We start from the raw sequence: 4,974 nt of genomic DNA, 5'->3' as shown, positions 1-4,974 counted from the left end.
TACGGGTAAACATTCATGGAGAGTTTGATCCTGGCTCAGGACGAACGCTGGCGGCGTGCTTAACACATGCAAGTCGAACGATGAAGCCCTTCGGGGTGGATTAGTGGCGAACGGGTGAGTAACACGTGGGCAATCTGCCCTTCACTCTGGGACAAGCCCTGGAAACGGGGTCTAATACCGGATACGACTGCGGAAGGCATCTTCTGTGGTGGAAAGCTCCGGCGGTGAAGGATGAGCCCGCGGCCTATCAGCTTGTTGGTGGGGTAATGGCCTACCAAGGCGACGACGGGTAGCCGGCCTGAGAGGGCGACCGGCCACACTGGGACTGAGACACGGCCCAGACTCCTACGGGAGGCAGCAGTGGGGAATATTGCACAATGGGCGAAAGCCTGATGCAGCGACGCCGCGTGAGGGATGACGGCCTTCGGGTTGTAAACCTCTTTCAGCAGGGAAGAAGCGAAAGTGACGGTACCTGCAGAAGAAGCGCCGGCTAACTACGTGCCAGCAGCCGCGGTAATACGTAGGGCGCAAGCGTTGTCCGGAATTATTGGGCGTAAAGAGCTCGTAGGCGGCTTGTCACGTCGGATGTGAAAGCCCGAGGCTTAACCTCGGGTCTGCATTCGATACGGGCTAGCTAGAGTGTGGTAGGGGAGATCGGAATTCCTGGTGTAGCGGTGAAATGCGCAGATATCAGGAGGAACACCGGTGGCGAAGGCGGATCTCTGGGCCATTACTGACGCTGAGGAGCGAAAGCGTGGGGAGCGAACAGGATTAGATACCCTGGTAGTCCACGCCGTAAACGTTGGGAACTAGGTGTTGGCGACATTCCACGTCGTCGGTGCCGCAGCTAACGCATTAAGTTCCCCGCCTGGGGAGTACGGCCGCAAGGCTAAAACTCAAAGGAATTGACGGGGGCCCGCACAAGCGGCGGAGCATGTGGCTTAATTCGACGCAACGCGAAGAACCTTACCAAGGCTTGACATATACCGGAAAGCATTAGAGATAGTGCCCCCCTTGTGGTCGGTATACAGGTGGTGCATGGCTGTCGTCAGCTCGTGTCGTGAGATGTTGGGTTAAGTCCCGCAACGAGCGCAACCCTTGTCCTGTGTTGCCAGCATGCCCTTCGGGGTGATGGGGACTCACAGGAGACCGCCGGGGTCAACTCGGAGGAAGGTGGGGACGACGTCAAGTCATCATGCCCCTTATGTCTTGGGCTGCACACGTGCTACAATGGCCGGTACAATGAGCTGCGATACCGTGAGGTGGAGCGAATCTCAAAAAGCCGGTCTCAGTTCGGATTGGGGTCTGCAACTCGACCCCATGAAGTCGGAGTCGCTAGTAATCGCAGATCAGCATTGCTGCGGTGAATACGTTCCCGGGCCTTGTACACACCGCCCGTCACGTCACGAAAGTCGGTAACACCCGAAGCCGGTGGCCCAACCCTTGTGGAGGGAGCTGTCGAAGGTGGGACTGGCGATTGGGACGAAGTCGTAACAAGGTAGCCGTACCGGAAGGTGCGGCTGGATCACCTCCTTTCTAAGGAGCACAGTACCGATTGCAGACAAACGTTCTGCACGGTCAGCTCATGGGTGGAACGTTGATTAGTTGGCACGGTTTCTGACACTTCCTGTAAGTACTGCTTCGGCGTGGAACACAGCGAAAGTCGACGGGATCGTGCTTGGCACGTTGTTGGGTCCTGAAGGTACGGCCGTGAGGTCATGTCTTCAGTGCCGGCCCCAGTGAACTCGCCAGCTTGTCTGGTGGGGTGATGGGTGGCTGGTCGTTGTTTGAGAACTACACAGTGGACGCGAGCATCTGTGGCCAAGTTTTTAAGGGCGCACGGTGGATGCCTTGGCACCAGGAACCGATGAAGGACGTGAGAGGCCGCGATAGGCCCCGGGGAGCTGCCAACTGAGCTTTGATCCGGGGGTGTCCGAATGGGGAAACCCGGCAGTCGTCATGGGCTGTCACCCACTGCTGAACACATAGGCAGTGTGGAGGGAACGAGGGGAAGTGAAACATCTCAGTACCCTCAGGAAGAGAAAACAACCGTGATTCCGGGAGTAGTGGCGAGCGAAACCGGATGAGGCCAAACCGTATGCGTGTGATACCCGGCAGGGGTTGCGCATGCGGGGTTGTGGGAATGAGCTTCAGTCGTCTGCCGGCGGCTGGGCGAGTCAGAAACCGTTGATGTAGTCGAAGGACATGCGAAAGGTCCGGCGTAGAGGGTAAGACCCCCGTAGACGAAACATCAGCGGCTTGCTTGCTCATCTCCCAAGTAGCACGGGGCCCGAGAAATCCCGTGTGAATCTGGCGGGACCACCCGCTAAGCCTAAATATTCCCTGGTGACCGATAGCGGATAGTACCGTGAGGGAATGGTGAAAAGTACCGCGGGAGCGGAGTGAAATAGTACCTGAAACCGTGTGCCTACAAGCCGTGGGAGCGTCGCTCATTGGGTTTACCCAATGGGTCGTGACTGCGTGCCTTTTGAAGAATGAGCCTGCGAGTTAGCGGTGTGTAGCGAGGTTAACCCGTGTGGGGAAGCCGTAGCGAAAGCGAGTCCGAACAGGGCGATTGAGTTGCACGCTCTAGACCCGAAGCGGAGTGATCTAGCCATGGGCAGGTTGAAGCGGAGGTAAGACTTCGTGGAGGACCGAACCCACCAGGGTTGAAAACCTGGGGGATGACCTGTGGTTAGGGGTGAAAGGCCAATCAAACTCCGTGATAGCTGGTTCTCCCCGAAATGCATTTAGGTGCAGCGTCGTGTGTTTCTTGCCGGAGGTAGAGCACTGGATAGGCGATGGGCCCTACCGGGTTACTGACCTTAGCCAAACTCCGAATGCCGGTAAGTGAGAGCACGGCAGTGAGACTGTGGGGGATAAGCTCCATGGTCGAGAGGGAAACAGCCCAGAGCATCGACTAAGGCCCCTAAGCGTACGCTAAGTGGGAAAGGATGTGGAGTCGCAGAGACAACCAGGAGGTTGGCTTAGAAGCAGCCACCCTTGAAAGAGTGCGTAATAGCTCACTGGTCAAGTGATTCCGCGCCGACAATGTAGCGGGGCTCAAGCGTACCGCCGAAGTCGTGTCATTGCAGCTATAGGGCCAACGCCCGCTGTGATGGGTAGGGGAGCGTCGTGTGCCGGGTGAAGCAGCAGCGGAAGCTAGTTGTGGACGGTTCACGAGTGAGAATGCAGGCATGAGTAGCGATACACACGTGAGAAACGTGTGCGCCGATTGACTAAGGGTTCCTGGGTCAAGCTGATCTGCCCAGGGTAAGTCGGGACCTAAGGCGAGGCCGACAGGCGTAGTCGATGGACAACCGGTTGATATTCCGGTACCCGCTTTGAAACGCCCAATATCGAATCAGGCGATGCTAAGTCCGTGAAGCCGTTCCGGACCCTTCGGGGAAAGGAAAGTGGTGGAGCCGACGAACCAGACTTGTAGTAGGTAAGCGATGGGGTGACGCAGGAAGGTAGTCCAGCCCGGGCGGTGGTTGTCCCGGGGTAAGGGTGTAGGCCGAGGGGTAGGCAAATCCGTCCCTCATTGAAGGCTGAGACCTGATGCCGAGCCGATTGTGGTGAAGTGGATGATCCTATGCTGTCGAGAAAAGCCTCTAGCGAGTTTCATGGCGGCCCGTACCCTAAACCGACTCAGGTGGTCAGGTAGAGAATACCGAGGCGTTCGGGTGAACTATGGTTAAGGAACTCGGCAAAATGCCCCCGTAACTTCGGGAGAAGGGGGGCCATCACTGGTGATCGGACTTGCTCCGTGAGCTGGGGGTGGCCGCAGAGACCAGCGAGAAGCGACTGTTTACTAAAAACACAGGTCCGTGCGAAGCCGTAAGGCGATGTATACGGACTGACGCCTGCCCGGTGCTGGAACGTTAAGGGGACCGGTTAGTGACCTTTCGGGGTTGCGAAGCTGAGAACTTAAGCGCCAGTAAACGGCGGTGGTAACTATAACCATCCTAAGGTAGCGAAATTCCTTGTCGGGTAAGTTCCGACCTGCACGAATGGCGTAACGACTTCTCGACTGTCTCAACCATAGGCCCGGTGAAATTGCACTACGAGTAAAGATGCTCGTTTCGCGCAGCAGGACGGAAAGACCCCGGGACCTTTACTACAGTTTGATATTGGTGTTCGGTTCGGCTTGTGTAGGATAGGTGGGAGACTTTGAAGCATCAACGCCAGTTGGTGTGGAGTCGCCGTTGAAATACCACTCTGGTCGTGCTGGATGTCTAACCTCGGTCCGTGATCCGGATCAGGGACAGTGTCTGATGGGTAGTTTAACTGGGGCGGTTGCCTCCCAAAGGGTAACGGAGGCGCCCAAAGGTTCCCTCAGCCTGGTTGGCAATCAGGTGTTGAGTGTAAGTGCACAAGGGAGCTTGACTGTGAGACCGACGGGTCGAGCAGGGACGAAAGTCGGGACTAGTGATCCGGCGGTGGCTTGTGGAAGCGCCGTCGCTCAACGGATAAAAGGTACCCCGGGGATAACAGGCTGATCTTCCCCAAGAGTCCATATCGACGGGATGGTTTGGCACCTCGATGTCGGCTCGTCGCATCCTGGGGCTGGAGTCGGTCCCAAGGGTTGGGCTGTTCGCCCATTAAAGCGGTACGCGAGCTGGGTTTAGAACGTCGTGAGACAGTTCGGTCCCTATCCGCTGTGCGCGTAGGAATATTGAGAAGGGCTGTCCCTAGTACGAGAGGACCGGGACGGACGAACCTCTGGTGTGCCAGTTGTCCTGCCAAGGGCATGGCTGGTTGGCTACGTTCGGGAGGGATAACCGCTGAAAGCATCTAAGCGGGAAGCCTGCTTCAAGATGAGTATTCCCACCTCCTTGAGAGGGTAAGGCTCCCAGTAGACGACTGGGTTGATAGGCCAGATGTGGAAGCCCGGTAACGGGTGAAGCTGACTGGTACTAATAGGCCGAGGGCTTGTCCTCAGTTGCTCGCGTCCACTGTGTTAGTTCTGAA

Annotated in this window: 2 rRNA genes; both read left to right on the top strand. The window is 57.0% G+C overall.

Features of this window, described 5'->3' with window-relative positions:
* Nucleotides 1-12 precede the first annotated feature (12 nt).
* A 16S ribosomal RNA gene (locus IH80_RS40295) occupies nt 13-1,536 on the top strand.
* Nucleotides 1,537-1,819: 283 nt separating this feature from the next.
* Nucleotides 1,820-4,943: ribosomal RNA gene (locus IH80_RS0137795) — 23S ribosomal RNA — on the top strand.
* The 16S and 23S rRNA genes sit together here, the layout of an rRNA operon.
* Nucleotides 4,944-4,974: the final 31 nt, after the last annotated feature.

It is taken from the genome of Streptomyces sp. NRRL S-378 (assembly GCF_000720645.1).
Taxonomy (GTDB): domain Bacteria; phylum Actinomycetota; class Actinomycetes; order Streptomycetales; family Streptomycetaceae; genus Streptomyces.
The sequence above is the reverse complement of the archived record's forward strand: the minus strand, read 5'-3'. Positions and strand labels throughout refer to the sequence as shown.